Source organism: Macellibacteroides sp., from assembly GCF_050251695.1.
In the GTDB taxonomy this organism is placed as follows: Bacteria; Bacteroidota; Bacteroidia; order Bacteroidales; family Tannerellaceae; genus Macellibacteroides; species Macellibacteroides fermentans.
Genome location: NZ_JBFWMI010000018.1, coordinates 1 through 17314, shown reverse-complemented (window position 1 = coordinate 17314; position 17314 = coordinate 1). Strand labels below are relative to the sequence as shown.

Annotated in this window: 18 protein-coding genes; 5 read left to right on the top strand and 13 right to left on the bottom strand. The window is 38.4% G+C overall.

Annotated features, from left to right (window positions below):
- Positions 1 to 29 precede the first annotated feature (29 nt).
- The 10 genes from AB7E53_RS04515 to AB7E53_RS04470 form a co-directional block, all read right to left on the bottom strand.
- Positions 30 to 1169 carry a cystathionine gamma-synthase gene (locus AB7E53_RS04515; RefSeq protein WP_446774419.1) on the bottom strand — a complete coding sequence of 380 codons (1140 nt, stop codon included), beginning with the start codon at positions 1167 to 1169 and terminating at the stop codon, positions 30 to 32.
- Positions 1170 to 1446: 277 nt separating this feature from the next.
- Positions 1447 to 2439 (bottom strand): type II toxin-antitoxin system antitoxin SocA domain-containing protein, encoded by a 993-nt coding sequence (locus tag AB7E53_RS04510; RefSeq protein ID WP_446774417.1) that lies wholly within the window; start codon positions 2437 to 2439, stop codon positions 1447 to 1449.
- Between the two features lie 373 nt (positions 2440 to 2812).
- Positions 2813 to 3892 (bottom strand): putative phage abortive infection protein, encoded by a 1080-nt coding sequence (locus AB7E53_RS04505; protein WP_446774415.1) that lies wholly within the window; start codon positions 3890 to 3892, stop codon positions 2813 to 2815.
- A 280-nt stretch (positions 3893 to 4172) separates the two neighbouring features.
- On the bottom strand, positions 4173 to 4958 hold the full coding sequence (locus tag AB7E53_RS04500; protein WP_446774413.1) for a toll/interleukin-1 receptor domain-containing protein: 786 nt from the start codon (positions 4956 to 4958) through the stop codon (positions 4173 to 4175).
- An 82-nt stretch (positions 4959 to 5040) separates the two neighbouring features.
- Positions 5041 to 5799 carry a hypothetical protein gene (locus tag AB7E53_RS04495; RefSeq protein WP_446774411.1) on the bottom strand — a complete coding sequence of 253 codons (759 nt, stop codon included), beginning with the start codon at positions 5797 to 5799 and terminating at the stop codon, positions 5041 to 5043.
- A 16-nt stretch (positions 5800 to 5815) separates the two neighbouring features.
- The gene (locus AB7E53_RS04490) at positions 5816 to 6481 is read right to left on the bottom strand and encodes a DUF6904 family protein (protein ID WP_446774409.1); all 666 of its coding nucleotides are present in this window, start codon (positions 6479 to 6481) and stop codon (positions 5816 to 5818) included.
- Positions 6482 to 6498: 17 nt separating this feature from the next.
- Positions 6499 to 7149, bottom strand: a complete 651-nt coding sequence (locus AB7E53_RS04485; protein WP_446774407.1) for a hypothetical protein — start codon at positions 7147 to 7149, stop codon at positions 6499 to 6501.
- Between the two features lie 488 nt (positions 7150 to 7637).
- Positions 7638 to 7931 carry a hypothetical protein gene (locus AB7E53_RS04480; RefSeq protein ID WP_446774406.1) on the bottom strand — a complete coding sequence of 98 codons (294 nt, stop codon included), beginning with the start codon at positions 7929 to 7931 and terminating at the stop codon, positions 7638 to 7640.
- 190 nt (positions 7932 to 8121) lie between these two features.
- A complete protein-coding gene (locus AB7E53_RS04475) occupies positions 8122 to 8583 on the bottom strand; it encodes a glucosaminidase domain-containing protein (RefSeq protein ID WP_446774404.1) in 462 nt (153 codons plus the stop codon).
- A gap of 85 nt (positions 8584 to 8668) precedes the next feature.
- Positions 8669 to 9106, bottom strand: coding sequence for an HU family DNA-binding protein (locus tag AB7E53_RS04470; protein WP_068178817.1), 438 nt, complete (start codon positions 9104 to 9106; stop codon positions 8669 to 8671).
- Positions 9107 to 9377: 271 nt separating this feature from the next.
- Between AB7E53_RS04470 and AB7E53_RS04465 the strand changes: the two genes are divergently transcribed.
- The 5 genes from AB7E53_RS04465 (at position 9378) to AB7E53_RS04445 (ending at position 14147) form a co-directional block, all read left to right on the top strand.
- The gene (locus AB7E53_RS04465) at positions 9378 to 9596 is read left to right on the top strand and encodes a DUF4248 domain-containing protein (RefSeq protein ID WP_068178820.1); all 219 of its coding nucleotides are present in this window, start codon (positions 9378 to 9380) and stop codon (positions 9594 to 9596) included.
- 186 nt (positions 9597 to 9782) lie between these two features.
- Positions 9783 to 10331 (top strand): hypothetical protein, encoded by a 549-nt coding sequence (locus tag AB7E53_RS04460; protein ID WP_446774403.1) that lies wholly within the window; start codon positions 9783 to 9785, stop codon positions 10329 to 10331.
- Positions 10332 to 10574: 243 nt separating this feature from the next.
- On the top strand, positions 10575 to 11189 hold the full coding sequence (locus AB7E53_RS04455; protein WP_446774401.1) for a hypothetical protein: 615 nt from the start codon (positions 10575 to 10577) through the stop codon (positions 11187 to 11189).
- A 57-nt stretch (positions 11190 to 11246) separates the two neighbouring features.
- Complete coding sequence (locus AB7E53_RS04450; protein WP_446774399.1) at positions 11247 to 12581, top strand: replicative DNA helicase; 1335 nt, start codon at positions 11247 to 11249, stop codon at positions 12579 to 12581.
- Between the two features lie 60 nt (positions 12582 to 12641).
- The gene (locus AB7E53_RS04445) at positions 12642 to 14147 is read left to right on the top strand and encodes a CHC2 zinc finger domain-containing protein (RefSeq protein ID WP_446774398.1); all 1506 of its coding nucleotides are present in this window, start codon (positions 12642 to 12644) and stop codon (positions 14145 to 14147) included.
- Positions 14148 to 14372: 225 nt separating this feature from the next.
- Here the strand turns inward: AB7E53_RS04445 and AB7E53_RS04440 are convergent, their stop codons facing one another.
- The 3 genes from AB7E53_RS04440 to AB7E53_RS04430 form a co-directional block, all read right to left on the bottom strand.
- Complete coding sequence (locus AB7E53_RS04440; RefSeq protein WP_446774396.1) at positions 14373 to 14816, bottom strand: hypothetical protein; 444 nt, start codon at positions 14814 to 14816, stop codon at positions 14373 to 14375.
- Between the two features lie 459 nt (positions 14817 to 15275).
- Positions 15276 to 16394: an MBL fold metallo-hydrolase gene (locus tag AB7E53_RS04435; RefSeq protein ID WP_446774394.1), complete on the bottom strand. Its 1119-nt coding sequence runs from the start codon at positions 16392 to 16394 to the stop codon at positions 15276 to 15278.
- Between the two features lie 303 nt (positions 16395 to 16697).
- Positions 16698 to 17165, bottom strand: a complete 468-nt coding sequence (locus AB7E53_RS04430; RefSeq protein ID WP_446774392.1) for a hypothetical protein — start codon at positions 17163 to 17165, stop codon at positions 16698 to 16700.
- Positions 17166 to 17314: the final 149 nt, after the last annotated feature.

Genomic DNA, 17314 nt, shown 5'->3' with positions numbered 1-17314 from the left:
CAGCTTCGCGGTCCGTTTCCTTGCGTAAATCAGGCCAAAGCCTGTTTCAGGTCGGCCAACAGATCATCTATCCCCTCAATACCGATGGAAAGACGCAGCAAGTCGCCGGTTATACCCAACTCCAGCCGCTGTTTTTCGGGCACCGCATCGTGCGTCATCACCATGGGGAAGCACACCAGCGACTCCACCCCGCCCAGACTGTCGGCCAGGGAAAATACCTTTAACTTCTTAACAAAAGCATTGACCGACTCGCGGTTACCCTCCTTCAGGCGGAACGACACCATTCCCCCGAATCCACTCATCTGCCTGCGTGCCACCTCGTGATTGGGATGTTCGGGCAACCCCGGGAAATAGACCTGACTCACCCTGGGATGATCCTGCAGAAAACGGGCAACAGCAAAGGCATTCGCTTCGTGCTGACGCATACGCACCGCCAGAGTCTTTACACCCCGCAAGGTAAGCCATACATCCTGCGGACCGGGAATGGCACCAATCGTATTCTGGAAAAACCGAAGCTCCTCATAAATAGACGCATCATTCAGCAACACCGCCCCGCCTATCACATCCGAGTGCCCCGCAATATACTTGGTAGTACTCTGCACCACAATATCCGCCCCCAGCTCCAGCGGACGCTGAAAATAGGGCGAAGCAAATGTATTATCCACCGCCAGCAACACACCGCGCGCCCTGGCAATGGCAGCCACCGCCCCGATATCCACAATTGTAAGCAACGGATTGGTAGGCGTTTCCAACCAGATCAGCTTCGTGTTGCTGCCAATGGCCCCTTCAAACTCCTGGGCATCACTCCCCTCCACATACGAAAAGGTAATACCGTAACGCGAAAACAACCTTTCAAACAAACGCACCGTCCCACCGTACACATTGGCAACGGTAACGATATGGTCGCCGGGGTTGAGCAATGAAAAAACAGCATGCTCGGCCGCCATACCCGAGGCGAAGGCAAGGCCATAGCGTGCATGCTCCAAAGCCGCGAGCGACACCTCAAGCGCTGTACGCGTGGGGTTGCTCAGCCGGCTGTATTCAAAACCCTTGTGTTCGCCAATCCCCTGTTGGGTAAATGTGGAAGTCTGATAAACAGGCACTACAGTAGCACCTGTAGCCGCATCCGGAGCCTGCCCCTCGTGTATAGCCATTGTTGAAAAATCCATAGCACATCAATTAAATTCGTAAACAAAACCTAAAACAATCCTTTGCCCTGAAGACAAAACCTAAACAATCTAAAAGCCCTAAAGCAACAACCTTGTAATGATTGCAAAGGTAACCCCCACCCCATTCTCCCCCAATACCATGTTTAAGGTATATTTACTTGCAGAATAGAAGGTAATATGACAGGATTCTCAGGATGCGGTTCAGAATACTCCTACCGGCATACTTTATGTGAACATTATAATGAATTTAATTACGCAGGTGATTGATATTAATAAATCAGTAGATATCAAATGCTTTCAATCCAAAAGCCTCGTTATAGCTAATCATTTGAGTAGTATTGCAATATTTAGTCCACGCCTCTTCAGAGTGGCTTAGCTCAGAAATCTGCGACGCAGAAGTACTCTTAAATATATCCAGCACCTTTTCCAATATAGACAATTCTTCAGCAGTAAAGCTGCTGCAATCCGGAGACAAATCGGAACACAACTTAGTACCACATATACCCGACGAAAACTCTACCATCTCTGGATACACCCCATCTATCAAGCTATACACCCTATCCCATCGTACAGGAACAGGACCGAATTGAATCGCTTTGTAAGCTAAACCTGTCATACCGCGACCGTAGGTCTTATAAGACAGAAAATCGGCATAGAACAACTGCTTGTTCATTTTGGTATTAAACACATTGTCGCATTTCTCAATAAAATACAGAATTATATTTTTCAGCTTACTATACGATTGTGTTGCATATCCGTTGTAAATACTTCGGGAATATGAATCAAAGATAAGATCCTCCCGGGTGCTGGGTTGTTTGTATTCGAGCGCCTTTTTTAATTTATCGCAAATCTTCTCGTACTCTTTTACCTCGAATTGATTCTTTGCATTCTCTACAAACACTTTAAAAACAGCCGGTTCCTTTATAGATGACAGAATTTTGCCATTAGCTTCGCTGGGCATATCTCCGTTTTCATATAATCTGTATTGATTATCTCCAAAGCCCAGGATTTCAGACATTTTAGATGCCGAAAGTTCATAAGTCCGACGGATCCGTTTAATTTCATCGGGAAAAGGAATACCATACTTAATCCGATATTGGTTATAAACCTGCGACAGATTGATTTCATCAATTTCGGTTGTTGTAAATCGCTCTTTAGTATCTTCACACAGATAAAACAGAGATACATACTCAAACGTCTCTTTGCGAAATACCAATTCTGAATTTTCTTTTTGGAGGACAACCCTACCTCCGGTAAACGGACTTTTCATTGCTTTTCTCCTTTCAGGAACGCTTCTACATTTTCTTTCGTCTCTTTATATTTATTATTTTTACAAAGCTACGAATTAAATTGATTATATCACCATATATCAATATAATTTCAACTTTAAAGTTGAAATTATAAATTTAACTATAACTATCCAGCTTCACTCATTAAATCAACTATAGTAAAATCAGGAATAGATAATACTAATAAATTCAATAATCTGTACTAAATTCAATTTAATGATCCAAGTTGTCATTTACAAAATTTATTGGATAGTGTCCTTTATGACCTTTTGATGTTTTACTGGACACTGCCTTTTACTGATGAAAAGAATTCTTCACTAATCCGGTGGATTTTAATATCGTTGAAACTTAGAGTTATTTGATTAATTCTATTTCAAAGAATTTTTTACCTAATTTTTCCCACTCTTTTTTTTCTGACACAAATAGATTACCGGGGAGTATTCCAAAATACTCATAATAATATGGTATATTTTTAATAAGTCTAAAACGCGCAATTAGACACATTTTTTCAACATTACTTTCACCCAATGGGTTAATCCAGTTTTGCCCCATTATTGATAAAGAATTATAATACAATAAAGCTTGTTCAAAATCAGAAAGTTGAGCTCGCACCATTTTTGCATAGTTATATTTCTCATCTTCTTTTAAATCTTCATCTCTTGCGATAAATTGTATTGTCTGATATAAATGCCTAAAATAATGACCTAACAATGAGTTACGAGGAATAAATAAAGATTTCTGTGCTTTATCCCTAATAAGAATACAAGTTACATCTACATTTATTATAAACTGAACGTCTTTATCATCTTTTGTTACATAATAATTTTCAAAGCCATAAAAGAAATATCCATATGATAGATTATTAATAAATCTCAATTTATCATTTTGATTAGATAAAAATCCCTTCATTTTATCAAATCTGTTTACTTCTTCATCATCGGTTGATGGAGGGGTTGTATTTTCTATTTCATACACAGCCCTTTCCACAATTTCATAAATAGCTTTATAATCATAGAAAAGTTTTTCTATTGCTACCCGTCCCTTTAATTTATCAACTTGTATTTCATTAACATTTTGTTTATGTAGATGAAGCATTTCATAAAATTTAGTTTCAAAAGATTCTCTTTTATTTTGTTTAGCTTGCTCTTTAAAAGTTAATACCACTAAAAGAGTACCAGCTAACGCAAAAAAAGTACCAACAACTCCACCAAAAAAATCTCCAAATTGTCCTGTAATCTCATAATCTGAATCATTCCCCCAAATCCAATAGCCATCTAAATATGTACTAATAATGAAATATATGGAAATAATGCCACCTAAAATAAGCATTCCCATAGCTATAAAAAGAATTGATTTTTTCATATTAACATTTGTTTCTAAAAATTTCAAGAAGCTGCGTTTCTTTATCTTTCCACAAACTTCAATTATTTTCATCTTAAATCTATATACTTTATATTAGAAAATGTATAAAATAATATCCTTTTGCTGATTATTTTCCATGTGGGTAAACTCACCTAAAAGGCGACCTCTATACCTTCTGGCAGAAATCATTATACTGTAATGTGATATTAATGATTTTGCCGAAAAGTAATCTACACAGGGTGAACTTTTTCCCGACTACTTTCTTTCTCGTGAGTCTATACGGGGAAGAAAGTAGCAAAGAAACCTGCAAAATCATCTTATCTTAAATTGTTGTCTTTACAGTCCATTATTATTACATTTTCTTACCGTTTATTATTGGAATTGGATGAAATTCACCATGAGATTTTTCATGCATAACGATTTCAATATCAAAAGGGGTATTTTTTTTAGAATTAAACTCCATAGTGAAAGGAAATCCTGGAGCTGTTCCTTTTGAAATACTTCTTACAATCGCATTAGTTTTATAGCCATTCTCTAATTGAATGTCATTTATACTATTACCCATGTACATCGATTCATTTCGGATACTAGCGGAAATAGAATTTACATCTTGTTGAGTACAGAACAAAAACGAAGAAATAGGTTCTAAAAAATGTTCGGCATGGCATTCTACTATTAATTTATCACCCTCTTTATATTTGTAGGCTACCATATTTGAGAACATTTTAATTGGTTCCCGATAAGTGTTATAGCCATTAATAACATCTACAATTTGTCTTACTGCAACATCTAGGCCTTGAGAGTATAAATCAATATACAGTGATTGAGTTAATAATGTTGGCATAATAGAGTTGTCCATTCTAATAGGAATAAATTGGATTCGATTTTGTGCGGCTTTAAATAATGCATTTTGCCACTCCAATTTAACCATATTACTTTTTAAACTATTGTTGGAAACAAAAAAGAAGAAGTATTTACAATTAGACAAGCCTTCATTCATTTTATCAACTATTCCATCACCAGGCTGAATTGACCAAGAGTCATAGAAAACTTTGTCTTGTCCGTAAATGCTTTTTAGTCTTAACGCAACCTGCTCTACTACAGGTTTATCGTTTGAGTTATGAGATAAAAAAATCATATTTACTAAATTTGTAGTTTATTAAAATTATGCCATTTAACCAACATTTCTTCTGTGGTTATTGGTCAATACTAATCATTTGCTATTTATTAGCCTTCCATCTTTTATAATAACTTTGTAAGTTAGTTTTCTCTCCTCCTTGAAAATACTTGCCGTTATTTAAAATTTCAATCAATTTGCCAATATCCTTCGCATATTGCGTATCCCAGTTTAATTCTCGAATCAGATACGAAGTGACAATGTCTGTATTTAATTCAGGTTCATACTTGTGTAAAGTTCTAATATAAGTTTTAGCCCTATCATTGTCCATCGGGTGGGATATTCCAGTAGACATATTAATCGTATCTGTTAGCTCTTGCATTGCAATTTTAACGATTTCACTTGGTTCTGATAATTTTTCATCTTCACCATGTTCTTTTCCTGAAATTTCAATAGCATTCCAGGTTTTTATCCACTTTTCGGTTAATCTTCTCAACCATGGTATAGCTATAATATACTTCACAGAATGATAGCCGTCTATTTTTAATATGTCGTCCGCATCCATTCCACAACATATAACTATATCCGAAGCATTACCATACATTGCACTTTTGTATGTTAATTTAGTTTCAAGCTTAAAAGGGACAGGGCAATCAGTAAATTTAAGACCATTAAATAATCTCTTTACATCTTCATGACCGAATAATCTATCAAACCAACCTGTATTTTGCTTTGTATGAATATACAACACTATTTTTTTCATGTTAGCATCTTTTTTCGCGAGTTCACAAGCAAATTGCATTGCTAAGCGATAAGCATTGTCATCATTAGCTTCTGTATCAATGTAAAATTTTGTATTCATGCTTTTGTTTTTATATCTACCATTTGATTTCAGGGAAATCTTTAAATTCCAAATCCGTTATTTCACAATTATGTTTTTTTGCCGAGATTTCAAGAGAAAAAACTAGTGCTTTATATTCTGGTAACCATTCAGAAAAGTGAGTGATTAACAAATTGGGAATGTTCCTAAAACGTTTTTTTCCAACAGGAGATGTTACATACTTTATTTGTAAAGCTTGATAGATAACGAAAGAAAGCGGGTTTGTTATATCAATTCTTTGTCCAATGAAATTCCGAATAATATTAGCACCTTCCGCATCATAAGCAAATAATGCTTTTTCTGTTACATATTCAAGCATATAGATATTAGATTGGTCAAGCTTGTTTGTTTTCAGGTAACCAGCATTATGACGTAAGGTTGATATAAAAATCAAAATATCAGTCCAAACAAGTTGAAAACCATAAAAACGAATCTTTGTTTCATCTTCAGCCGGTTCATCATTAACCAAACGGCTACCTTCATATCCCTTCCTTATTTCATAAGCAAAGTTCATTAATAGCTGGAATTGAGCTTTTTGAAATTTATTATATTCATCAAGCGTATTTGCTATTTTATGGACTGTTTCATAAAGAATCTCTAAATCATCACGAGTGCCATATATCTCTACTCCAGTTCCTTTTTTGGTCGGATATGCTTGCAACATAATTTATCTATTTAAGGTTACATAAAACATCTCATAAAAAGAGTTGTCAGGTGAATTACAAAATCTATCTCTGAATGCTTAACAGCGTCATTATGTTTAACGTAGTTGTTTTGATATTTAGAATAGTAATCTAAAAGTCTATTAAACATATTGATAAATTCTGGAGATAGTCCCTTGTCTTTTTGATATTTTCCAATTTCGGCTAACTGATTTTCTAGTGATTTTTGATTACCAAGAATTTCCCTTAAAAAAGTTTCTAATGACAATCTCATATCATCTAATACATTTCGTTGATAAATCTTTTGCTTGTATTTTTCGATAGCTTCATTAAATATTTTCTGCGCAGCAGGATAGTTTGCCAACCATTCTTGTGTTTCTATTATTGCTGGTTTTTGTGTCAATTGAGGTGTTCCATTGAAATAACTTTCAAGAAATTCCACTACCTCTTTTTGCATTTCTTCTATGCCATATACTCGGTTAGGATATACTGTCAAAGTTAAGGGTGGATTGTTTTTACTTTGGCTTTCCGTTATGTTCGCATTTTTCACGGAATCCAATTCAGACAACAGTTCTTGAACTTCTTCTATAATAGAAGTATTCTTTAAAAATACTTTTAAATATTTTTTGTCGGGAGTTTCTCTAACTTCAATATCAAAATTTTTAGACATACTTAAACAATTGTAACATTTCAACAAAAGTACTCATAAAAAACACCTAACGAAATAGTTTGTTATATGTTTTTCAACAAGTTGTCTAAAGTTTTTATTCATTGTCTATCACTCCAATCTCATTGTTAAAAATGAACGTAAGCTGTTTCACTTGCCCGAAGTTATCTTTGATATAGAAATCAATTTGGTATATGCGGTAGTATATAGTACAACCGGATCGTTTCACCCGGAAGTGGGTATAAATTGTTTGGAAGAAAAACCGTTCCTTCTTCCATCATTCAATACCCCTTTGTCATCAGGTTGAAAAAAACAGATTGAGGGGTAATCCGAGAATTTCGATCGTTCCGTTTTAACTGCAATATGATTTAATTTTTTCATTCATTTGTAGTTTTTTGAACGCTGGTAATGTCTCCTGAGGATATCTATCATTTATTCAACCTAAAAAATCTCCTAACCCCTATCCAGAATAAGGATTAGGAGATTCTGCCTTATAACAGCAACTTATACAGATAACTGGTTCCGGCTACCGCTATCAGACACCAGCCAAGCAGGTTGGAGGCTCCGTATTGCTCGGAGGCGTCGGGGTATCCGGTGGCGGGCGCTGACTGAGGGTCACAATTACACCCAGTGCAGCCAGGGCAATCTCCTTTTCTTCCATTACAAGTGCCAGGAGGATAAGGATCTTCAGGAACGTGAGGGTGGGCTTTTTGCTGTTTCCTTTTCCGAAAAAAGCAGCTTGCCACTACCAAAATAAATTCAATGATCTGTTTTACTTGTTTCATCTTTCTGTTTGTTTTAAGGAGTTTGTATTGAGAGTTGTTTGTTTAATACAATGGAATAAAGCTCGCACGTGAACAGTTATTCCCCAGGACAGAACCTCTATTTTTAGTATTATTTTGCCATAATAGCAGCGTATACCATCGGGCTATGTCCATAATATAGGATACAAATTATAAATAGAAACTTTTATGCTTATTCTGGAAACTGCAACGCTATCAGCCTTTCCATATCGGTGGAAATCCTTATTAGCATCCGTTTGTAATTTTGGCGGTTGTCGCCGTTTACCTCGCTGATGTAGCGGCTGTAGGCTATCTCCTGGGCATAGGCGGCAGGTACATTGCTTACGTTTGCGGCAACGGTATACGAGCTTCGTATGAGTCGGCAAAAATCGAAGAAGCTATCCCTTGCCGAAGCATAGCTGCGAAACAGCAATCCCGTTTCGTTGAGCCGTATTTTTTCGCCTGCCCAATAATCGGTTGGACCACCGTAGCCGGTTATTCCAAAAAAGGAATTATAATCTTTGGATAATCTGCTTTCTGCCCATCCGCTTTCGATGGCAGCCTGGGCAAGCACCACTACCGGATTGATATTAAATAGTTTCCCCGCCGCCTGGGCCAGGGGATAAAATTGCTGTACAAAAATCTCTTTTATCATGTGTTAGAATTGAAGGTTCGTATTGAGTTTTCAAGATAAAAAGCCACACCCCGGAGGAACTAAACCTCCGGGAGGGGCATTGGGGTTAATACACGTGCTCTTTATCGCACTTTTCTTCTACAGTTATCGTTTTAACCACCTGCTTTTCGAACTTTGCGTTATTGATGATATAACGCAACTTAGCACCGGGGCGGAAAACAATCTTCGGTCTCTTGAACATCACAGAGGAAAAATCCTCCTCCGTATCTGCTCCCCCGCTGCCGGCCAGCATCTGGAAATTCCCCAGATCCTGAAGTTGGACCACATAGCCTTCTGCCAGTCTGGAGGCCAGGGTATGGGTGGTGGCATCCAGCACCGCTTTTACATCCGCACTGGAGGCCGTACAGTAATCGCCCACTGCCTCGCAGAATTTATCGAAATCCATTTTCATACTCGCCTTGGTCTGACCGTAAAATAGTTTACTGTCTGCCGCTGCATTCTTTCTCATATCCTTCCGTCGTACAACGGTAAATTGTAAAGCCATCGTTTAATCGTTTTTAATTGTTTGTAAATAAATGCTTTGCTGATCAACAGTACAAATATACCACCCCCCGAAATCTCAAATCCACTTGTGTACACTTGTGTCCACCTGTGTCCACTTAAGTACAGATAAGTACAGATATGTCCATTTTGCATATGCTTTACAGCATACCTAATTATAGATATTTACGCTCCTAAAAGTTGCAAATACCAACTTATAAATGTATCTTTGATAATAGATATAAAATATTATTAATCTTATTTTTCAACCTTAAATGAAAGTGTTCACTATTAAAAGTTATGGTTTCGGGGAGTTATCTTCCCTGTTTTCGCCCGATATAAACATGGCCTCGGCCTCCAAACAACTTAAACGCTGGATTACCGGCAACCCCAAACTCCTCCACCTCCTCCAACAGGAAGGATGGGAAAAAGGGCACAAGCGGTTAACCCCCAAAATGGTGCAACACATCGTTTCCGTATTGGGAGAACCCTGAAATTACAGGGGTATTTCCTAATTCCAAATAAGCTTATTTGCACTTCAAGATAAGCTTATTTCAACACTCAAATAAACTTATCTGAGTCTTAAAATCAATTGATTTCAAGACAGGGAAACCTTGTGCTTTTTTTTGAAAATAAACTGATAAAATATGCTTTTACAAACGTATAACCAAATTGAAATTATGAACGAATTAAAGAAGAAAAGGTCTCGATTTAAAGAGTTAATCGAGATCTATTGCGAAGCCAACCCTTACAACTTCGACCTGTTTTTAGCCAATGTAAGGAAGGATGAATATGCGCTCCCTGTCATCCTCGAAATAATGGGGTACATAAACGATCCCGCCTATTTCAACAACAAGGAGCAGATGGTTTTTAAGAACAAATTCAAAAGCTATTTCCTCCCCAGGTTGCATACCATGCACAAGGAATGGGACAAGAATTACCATTATGAGAATTTCAGGCTTGAACTGAATGAACACTCCTGTGGTAAGAATATCTCGGTAAAAAATAAATTAATTACCAAAGAGTGTTTTTTAATTATTTACGGGCTTAGCATGGCAGGAATCATAAAATTTACCTCCAAAAGGCATATTCTGAAGTGCATCTGCAAGCTGCTAAATAAAAATTTTAATCTGCAAATTATACAAAATGAGTATAATTTCATTGACAAACTCTCCGTAATAAATGCGTATGAGTCTGTAATAAAGAAGATTAAGGAACACAGTCAATGATTGAAAGGTTAATAAAACCGTCAAAAAAGTATAACTTGTTCTTCCAAAAACATGTCGTATCATTGCAGCCGAAAGCAATTTCAAGAAATGAACGAAACAAATCTCCTCCGCTTGCGGAAGCGATTTAACCACAAGACCAAGACGGGAGGTCGCCACAAGTTCCCGTTTTTTTAAACTTTTTGTTCCGGCAAATCTGTAGATTAATATTAAATCAGGATTATTTTTAAAATTGTATTAAAGAACATGAATATTATATTAATAAAGGAGTTTACACCAGACATGACAACGACCTCATTAGAGGCCGCATCGATCCAAGGTTTAGGGGGTGCATTCAGTGGTGCAAAACAACCTTTCTACAGCAAAAACCGGAACTTTACCCAATTATCCAACATAATTATGGAAAAATCGTGTTCCATGCGCAAACTTATCAACGAAGGGTATTGTGCAATTCCCAGAACCGTGTTACACAACCTTACGAACCAGGACGATCTGGAGAGACTTGTTGCCAATCTCTTATTTAATTTTTTCATGGATGCCCGGTTCGTAGATGGCACCATGGCAATTAAAAATTCGGTATATCCCTGCCGACGCGGCCAGCTGATTATTCAGCAAAAGAAAATGGCGGCTCAGCTGAATGTAAATTACCGATTATTTAGACAGGCTATGGATTTTCTAAAAGGCGATGGCATTATCGAAGTGGAACGCCTGAAGGACGGCAGCCGAATCACCATCACAGCCTACGACCTGCTGGTTGGTGCCAAGCTGAAAGAGCATAAACCGGCCGAACCGAAGAAGTTGCCCTGCGATGTGTACGAGATCAACATGCGGGAGATGTTTCCGGATCAGAACAGCAATTAATCAAAACAAAACAAACACGGTGCAAATCAATCCGTTTGCACTATTAAATCAATCAGTATGAATAACATTTCATTGGAATTTAAAGAAGAGATTTCCTTACTTTGTGCCCTTATTACGGGTCAAACCTGCATGGGTGATATCTACCCCCGACTTAAACCGGAGCATTTCGACAGCAAGCCTTTCGGTTTTGTGTACGAGGCTTCTGTTAACCTGTACAACAACGGTATTCCCATGGACCTTACCTTGCTTGAGGAGGAGATGCGGCGCATGGATCCTGCCTATTACAACGAGATAAACGGGATCGATGCCGTAAAGGATTATTTCGGATTGGTGCTGGACGGATGTAACGTGCGGATGTATGCCGATCATATCATCGAAGGGTTTCAGCGGCGTAAGTTCTCCACACTTTCTACCGAGATGCGCGCCAAGGCGGTGCAGTACAACCTTTCCATGAAGCAGATTTTGGAAGATACGACACTTAAGATGCAGCAGATCAGCTGCGTGGGAGTCGATAATTCCACCATCCGCCAGGTGTCTCAGATTGGGGAAGAGGTGATTGCCAAACACGAACGGATGCAGCAGCAGGATGTGCATTCGGTGGGGTTGTCTACCGGTCTGAAAGGGTTGGATGAGATAATAGGCGGTCTGCTGCCCGGCGAGGTGCCCTGTATCGGCGCGCGACCGGGACAGGGGAAATCGGCTTTGGCACTCTTTATTGCCCTGCAGGTGGCGATGAGCGGACATCCGGTGTATTTTATCACCCTCGAAATGAGTCTGGAGCAGCTTTACGGTCGTATTCTGCTGTCGCTCTCCGAGGTATCGGCCGCCAATTTACGTCAGCATGGACTTACCGTTACCGAGATTGAGGCGGTTCGCAACCTCAATAAAACCAAGTTGGCCGAGCTGCCGCTGTATATCGACTACATTCCTTCGGCACGGGTGGAGGATATCCGGTCGAAGGTTAAGCTGGCGCGCAACCGCAACCAGTGCGATCTGGTGGTGCTGGACTACCTGCATCAGTTGGAGCTGGAGAGCGATGCCAATAACAACCACGCCACCACGTTGGGTTTTGCCATCAAGCGCATCAAGGATTTGGCCATCGAGGAGCACATTCCCATCCTGCTGCTTTCGCAGCTGAACCGCGACATCGAGAAACGTACCGATTCGAAGGATCCCCGTATGAGCGACCTGCGCGATTCCGGCGTACTGGAGCAGGCGGCGGATATCGTAATCTTTATAAACCGCCCCGAACAACAGGGTAAAACCAAGGATGTAAACGGTGAATCGCTGGCCGGTATAGGCTTCCTTAAAGTGGCGAAAAACCGAAACGGAAGCACGGGCATCACCCGTTTCCGTTACAATGAGAACATGACACGCCTGAGCGATTATTAATTCACAACCGGTCTGCCGCCATCGTAACCGGCGGCAGACCTCCCTTAAATCATCCATACCATGAGTATCGATTACGAACAACAGACCCGCGACCTGAAGGATTCGCTTTGCATTGAAAAGGTGATTGGCGCCTACGTGCACCTGCAACAAAAGTTCGGCGGCAAATACATCGGGCTTTGTCCCTTTCACGACGACAGCCATCCCTCTATGCATGTACACCAGGGGAAGCAGATCTTTAAATGCTTTGCCTGCGATGCCGGGGGCGATGTGTTTTCGTTCATTCAGCAATACGAACGTTGCAGCTTTGTGGATGCGGTAAAGCTACTGCGTGAAAGGTGGGGAAACGGCTCGGAACCGCTGGTGATGCACACACCACGCAAAGTGGAAAAGAAGCCCGTTGTGGAACTTCCCCCTGCCCAACAGGAGGCCATCGAAACTGCCAACATCCGCTTCCTGAAATCCCTCAGCGGATTCCACCCCGAAGTGGCCAGCCAGTACGATCCATACTTTTTCCCAGGGTTATCAACAGGTGTTGATAACTTCAATTTATCCTCTGAATCAGATACTTCGGGTACTATTTCCGGGGAGATGCCCCATCTAAAGGGAGCTGATGCAGGAACGGAGGGTGGAGGATTAGATAAGTCTATGGATTCCGGAATGAAGTTGAGCGGCGTGAAAGCCGTTGAGCCATCGGGGAAGTATCATCCCGATTGCCATGGCATCGCACAGACGTATATAGATTACGAAGTGGGTATGGCAGGAATGTCTGTGCTTCACGGATTTTCGGCATTGGCAGGACGTATTATCTTTCCCATCCGCGATGCCGGAGGCAGACTGGTAGGCTTTGCCGGACGAACCACTTTCAACCCCACACAGGAGGAGAAAAAGCACGTGCAAAAGTATCTGAACAGCAAATCGGACGGATTGTATAAAAAGAGCGAAACCCTGTATGGATTGTTTCAGGCAGGCAACGCCATCCGCAACGAAGGATTCTGTTTCCTGAACGAGGGCTACAAAGACGTGCTGTCCATGGTGGCGGCAGGCTATCCCAATTCGGTGGCACAGTGCGGCGCAGCCTTCACCAACGAACAGGCTTTGTTGCTGAAGCAATACACCAACCGCGTGGCCGTATTGATGGATGCCGACGAGCGAGGTCGCGAAATTGCCGCCAAAGCCATCCATGTACTGCAAAGCAACGGCCTCCAGACCTGCGACCTGGTACTCCCTCCGGGCGAAGACCCCGACTCCCTTTTCCGCCGACTGGGCCGCCAATCCTTCCGCGCCATCATCCGCGAATCCCAACTAACTGACCAAATCCAATCCACCACCCCCAAAAGCGAAGCGCCTTTGCAAGCCCCCGAAGAATTCGGTACGCTGATAAGCGACCGCCCCCGACTGGAAGCCCGCGAAGCCGAGTTACGCAAACAAATAGGAAAACTATACGACAAGCGATTCATAACCGGAGCCGGCCCCGACCGCATCCAACTCAACATCGACCTGATGCACCTGCACACCCAACTAAAACAAATAGGCAAACAACTAAACCGCCCCAAAGTCTGGCATTAAAACAAAAGGCACCGGTCGGGTAAAATCTAACAAAGTCAGAAATTACAACACCCCGACCGGTTGCCTTAAAATATTCTTTCATAATAATTAATTTATTTGTTTTTAGGTTATCTATTTCTTTTACCCCCGTCCACTTTTCGCAACGGACGGGGGTTATAAAGAACTCTCAACACCCCCACCGGTTGCCTTAAATTTTCCTGTAATTTATCTTAAACAGAACCTGCTTTATAATATGGAATCAATTCCATTTGCAACGCGATACTTTGCTTCGGTCACCTCCTTATTAGTCATACTTCTTGAAACTTCAATAAAAGCAACTGTAAACAAGTTATTCAACTTATCGAACGCGGCAGGTTTAAGCGTTACACCTTTATTCAACAAATCCATCCACAACATACTCTTGTTTATATAGGTAAGAGGATTCATATAAACAGACAAATCTTCCTGTTCGTTGTAGATCAAACCTTGATTCCTGGACTTTATCTTCATCGCCTCATTACATGCCCCTTTACAGCAATAATACGCTTTTTGGTAAAATTCTTTTAGGTTGTAAGATTTGTGTTTAGTAGTCCAGGTCACAAATATTCCGGATGCCGGATCGGTAAGCAAGTCTTTTCCACAGTGTTCGCATAATAATTCGGTTTTGGAAATAAATTCTTTCACTTTCATGTTGATAATTTATTTGTTAAACTACACAAAGATGGCCCAAATATTCCAATTCCGCAACTAATTACTTATCCATCCCCCAAAATCCTCTATAAATCATTAGTTTATTGATGTCCTCCAGCTCCGATTCTCAGCCATTGACAACTACAGGAGAAGATGGGTAATTGAGTGAAGAAGTTAAACGGATTCTTGGCACTGATTATAAACTAATAAGCAAAATATAAACGAAAGCAACCAGTCGGGCATAAATCAACAATTCTGAAATTGCGATATTTTGAACGTTTGTTTTTATAATAAAAAATATGCTCTGTATTAATAATGGTCATATTTAGAAGTAATAAATCAAATACACTATCTCAAATTCAAAATACATTTCCATTCCCATTCACTATTAATATTTAATTGACAGCTTTACTATAAACTATTAAAATAAGATTTAACAAAATTAATTGTTTGATATTTTTAATTTTCAAATAAACCTTGAAAATAGATTGATTCTCTTTTTTCTGTCACACAAACACATCTTAATCTATGCGATAATACTTGATTTAAAACTCTAAATGAAGGATGGCCAAATTGATTATTTAAACCATATGAAAATACTGCAATTCTCATATTTCTAACTAGAATATCTTCATTGAAGTTTTCAATAGAGCCATGATGTGGTATTTGTAAAGTTCCAATATGTGGCCAAAATAGACTGTAATCAGACTTCAATTCACTTATCAAATCCTTTTTATTAAGACTTATATCTCCTGTATACAAACAACCGCTTTGAATTTCTTTATTAGCTTGGAACATGGAAGAACAAGTAGTTGTGTCTAAAGAACTGTCATAATATGATAGATAATCATCAATCATTCTACCTGAAAATAACAACATTGAAGTATCATTAAGATCTCCACTTATAGCTTTGTATGCCTTAGTAATATTTTTTATATTTCTTATTATATCCTTTATTGAATTAATTGAAGAAACTTCAATTGATAGTTTGTTAAGATTTTGAATAAATCTATCTCTATTTACAGTTATTTTATAATTGTATGGAACAAAAAACCATTTTCTATTCTGCATATTTGAACTACTTTCATATGTAAAATTAGACCCACTTGGGTATGTACTTTGTAATTCATTATCATTATTATTAATCACAATTGGTTCATTATTATAAATACTTTTCATATTTCGTTCTTCAATAGTAATTACTCTGGTTCCTTCCCCAAAGAACAAAGTGGGATTATCAATTAATACAGTATTTTTGTATCCATTTATATAATTGCATATCTTAGCTATATTCTTAGATATATCATCGAAATAAGGGATTACTACTAATTTAATATTACAATGCTCTTTAAGATATTCAATACCACTAATATGATCTGCATGAAAGTGAGATATAAATAATATGTCTATTGCCTCATCTTTTTGAAAACAAGAAATAATAACATTTTTTAATTTTTCATTTTTGAGAGTGAGGGAACCACAATCATAAACAATAGTAAAATTTTCACCATTAAAATTATGCCGTTCTGTATAAAATGCACCTTGCCCAATCGGGTGAAATACTCTGGTTAAATTCATAATAAATATTTAATTTTATTATTAAAATACACATTTATCTTTTTTCTTTATCAAATAATTAAAAAGACAATCAAAACTCATTTAATACTTATTTGACTGACATTAATTAGCTATTCCGAGACATATCACCTATAAATACAGAAGTAAGTATAAAAAAATGTAATTATAGAAGCCTAATTTTATATATTCCGAAAAAAGGAAAACTAACAGTTTTCGGGAAATATAAAAATTCGTTCAACAATTCTTATTCAAGCAATAATAACTTCTCATATAAACTATAATTATTTATATGAGAAGGATATATCATTGACTAACTGGCATATCTACAAGACTATGTCTTTCTGTATAATCAATTAATATTTTAGTTTTTGATACCAATTTAATAGTTTGTTTATCTGATTTATCAAAACCTGATTGTTCAATAATATTAATACATTTCTCAAAAGCTCTCAGAGCACGAGATTCATTGTTTAAAATATTCAATAAGTGTTCACAGTATTTATCCATTTTTTTTGTACTATTTAGAGGTGGAAAAGGCATTTTGCCATTAGTAATCCTAAATAACAACATAATATGGAAGCGAACTTTTTTATACGAGCTATCAATATTCCCTCTTCTAAAAAAGGATTCTAATTTATAATATGTAAATGCACTTGTATAATATGGAGAGAAAGCATGATCATTATTAAAAATCTGCACCCGACCTTCATTTAATTTTTTAACAATAGTCCCATAAAAACTAGTTACATTATGGGGTTCATTTAGGAACATTGCTGCAAAAGATTTAATTTGATGATAATATCACTTCAAATGTGCCACCTATATCACTCACAAATGTGCCAGGTGTATCACTCTTAAATGTGCCACCCGTATCACTCACAAATGTGCCGGAAAAATAACCACACAGCGCTGTAATCATA

What these genes read in the sequence shown, in the direction of transcription:
- AB7E53_RS04515 (WP_446774419.1), bottom strand. Translation starts at nt 1,169, where the DNA reads ATGGATTTTTCAACAATGGCTATACACGAGGGGCAGGCTCCGGATGCG.
- AB7E53_RS04510 (WP_446774417.1), bottom strand. Translation starts at nt 2,439, where the DNA reads ATGAAAAGTCCGTTTACCGGAGGTAGGGTTGTCCTCCAAAAAGAAAAT.
- AB7E53_RS04505 (WP_446774415.1), bottom strand. Translation starts at nt 3,892, where the DNA reads ATGAAAATAATTGAAGTTTGTGGAAAGATAAAGAAACGCAGCTTCTTG.
- AB7E53_RS04500 (WP_446774413.1), bottom strand. Translation starts at nt 4,958, where the DNA reads ATGATTTTTTTATCTCATAACTCAAACGATAAACCTGTAGTAGAGCAG.
- AB7E53_RS04495 (WP_446774411.1), bottom strand. Translation starts at nt 5,799, where the DNA reads ATGAATACAAAATTTTACATTGATACAGAAGCTAATGATGACAATGCT.
- AB7E53_RS04490 (WP_446774409.1), bottom strand. Translation starts at nt 6,481, where the DNA reads ATGTTGCAAGCATATCCGACCAAAAAAGGAACTGGAGTAGAGATATAT.
- AB7E53_RS04485 (WP_446774407.1), bottom strand. Translation starts at nt 7,149, where the DNA reads ATGTCTAAAAATTTTGATATTGAAGTTAGAGAAACTCCCGACAAAAAA.
- AB7E53_RS04480 (WP_446774406.1), bottom strand. Translation starts at nt 7,931, where the DNA reads ATGAAACAAGTAAAACAGATCATTGAATTTATTTTGGTAGTGGCAAGC.
- AB7E53_RS04475 (WP_446774404.1), bottom strand. Translation starts at nt 8,583, where the DNA reads ATGATAAAAGAGATTTTTGTACAGCAATTTTATCCCCTGGCCCAGGCG.
- AB7E53_RS04470 (WP_068178817.1), bottom strand. Translation starts at nt 9,106, where the DNA reads ATGGCTTTACAATTTACCGTTGTACGACGGAAGGATATGAGAAAGAAT.
- AB7E53_RS04465 (WP_068178820.1), top strand. Translation starts at nt 9,378, where the DNA reads ATGAAAGTGTTCACTATTAAAAGTTATGGTTTCGGGGAGTTATCTTCC.
- AB7E53_RS04460 (WP_446774403.1), top strand. Translation starts at nt 9,783, where the DNA reads ATGAACGAATTAAAGAAGAAAAGGTCTCGATTTAAAGAGTTAATCGAG.
- AB7E53_RS04455 (WP_446774401.1), top strand. Translation starts at nt 10,575, where the DNA reads ATGAATATTATATTAATAAAGGAGTTTACACCAGACATGACAACGACC.
- AB7E53_RS04450 (WP_446774399.1), top strand. Translation starts at nt 11,247, where the DNA reads ATGAATAACATTTCATTGGAATTTAAAGAAGAGATTTCCTTACTTTGT.
- AB7E53_RS04445 (WP_446774398.1), top strand. Translation starts at nt 12,642, where the DNA reads ATGAGTATCGATTACGAACAACAGACCCGCGACCTGAAGGATTCGCTT.
- AB7E53_RS04440 (WP_446774396.1), bottom strand. Translation starts at nt 14,816, where the DNA reads ATGAAAGTGAAAGAATTTATTTCCAAAACCGAATTATTATGCGAACAC.
- AB7E53_RS04435 (WP_446774394.1), bottom strand. Translation starts at nt 16,394, where the DNA reads ATGAATTTAACCAGAGTATTTCACCCGATTGGGCAAGGTGCATTTTAT.
- AB7E53_RS04430 (WP_446774392.1), bottom strand. Translation starts at nt 17,165, where the DNA reads ATGTTCCTAAATGAACCCCATAATGTAACTAGTTTTTATGGGACTATT.